Here is a 1,490-nt window from a genome sequence, read left to right as displayed (position 1 = left end):
GAGCACATCGGTCGCGGAGGCGACGGTGAACGCGATGAGAAGAACGAGAAGACCGATGACTTTCCGAAGCGAGAGCATAGCAATTCGCCATCCTTGTTCGCCATCCATCCCACGCGATAACGCCGGGGAGGCAGGAATGTTTCCCTAACAGCGAAATTAAGGTCCGGCAAAAAGGCGGCTTTAGGGCGCGATTTCACCGAAAGAACAGAGACTTCACAATTTTTCCAGCGAACCTCCGGCAGTCGACTAGCGCCGCCGCTTCGGCTTCTCCAGCAAGGCCACGGCCTCGACATGCGACGACCACAGGAACTGGTCGATCGGGGTGACACTTTTCAGCGTATAGCCGCCGTCGAGAAGGATGCGCAAATCCCGCGCCAGCGTCACCGGATTGCAGGACACGGCGGCGACCAGCGGTACGTCGGAGCGGGCGATCTGCTTCGACTGATCCTCGGCGCCGGCGCGCGGCGGGTCGAAGACCAGGCCGTCAAAGGCGTTCAACTCCTTGAAGGTCAGCGGCCTGCGGAACAGGTCGCGGCGTTCGCTGGTCACCCGCCTCAGGCCGGTGGCGAAGCGGTAGGCGCGATCGAGCGCGGCAAGTGCCGCGGCTTCGCCTTCGACGGCATGAACCTCGGATTTTGCCGCCAGCCGGAGCGCGAAGCTGCCGCAGCCGGCAAACAGATCCGCGACCTTCTTGGCGCGCGACAGATGCTGGCCGACTAGGCCGGCCATCGCCTGCTCAGCGGCTTCCGTCGCCTGCAGGAAGGCGCCAGGCGGCACGGCCACGGCGACCGGTCCGAACTGCACCACCGGCTTCTTCGGCTCGACCACGATCTCGCCGTCGACGGAAAGCCGCGCCAGGCCCTCGGCCATGACGAAGTTGGAGGCGATGCGCCGCTGGTGGTCGCCAAGCATGCCGGCCTCATGGACGGCAATGTCGAGGCCGGAAGCGGTGACGGTCACCGTCATATGAAAGGCTTTCGGCGTGGCGCAGACCAATCCGGCCAGGGCGCGCAACTTAGCGAGCGCCGAGACGATCGCCGGCAGCGAGATCGGGCATTCCTCGATCGGGATGATCTCCGAAGACAAAGCGCGCACGAAGCCGAGCAGCATGCCGGCCTCGGTGCGCCGGGCGCTGAAGGTGACACGGCGGCGGCTGTGCGGCGCGCACGGCACCAGCGCGGCGACCTCGCAAGCGATACCCTTGGCCTTCAGCGCCTGCACGACTTTTTCGCGCTTCCATTCCTGATAGGCTGCGGCCTCGTAGTGCTGCAGCGCGCAGCCGCCGCATTCGGTGAAATGGCGGCAGGCCGGGTCGGTCCTGAGCGCCGAGGCTTCCAGCACCGACATCAGCGTGGCGCGGTCCTTCTGGCGCGCGGCGGTGACTGTCTCGCCCGGCAGCGTGAACGGGACAAAAACCTCCCCGCCCTCGGCGTTGGCAATGCCGTCGCCCTGGGAGCCCAGCCTGGCGATGGTGAAGCGTGTGCTCATCC

General features: G+C 65.9%; 1 protein-coding gene. It reads right to left on the bottom strand.

What is annotated here, in order from left to right; translation table 11 throughout:
* Positions 1 to 246: 246 nt before the first annotated feature.
* Positions 247 to 1,488, bottom strand: a complete 1,242-nt coding sequence (locus EOA24_RS37695; protein ID WP_126078564.1) for a class I SAM-dependent RNA methyltransferase — start codon at positions 1,486 to 1,488, stop codon at positions 247 to 249.
* Between the last annotated feature and the right edge of the window lie 2 nt (positions 1,489 to 1,490).

The organism is Mesorhizobium sp. M2A.F.Ca.ET.039.01.1.1 (assembly GCF_003998035.1).
Taxonomy (GTDB): Bacteria; Pseudomonadota; Alphaproteobacteria; order Rhizobiales; family Rhizobiaceae; genus Mesorhizobium.
The sequence above is the reverse complement of the archived record's forward strand: the minus strand, read 5'-3'. Positions and strand labels throughout refer to the sequence as shown.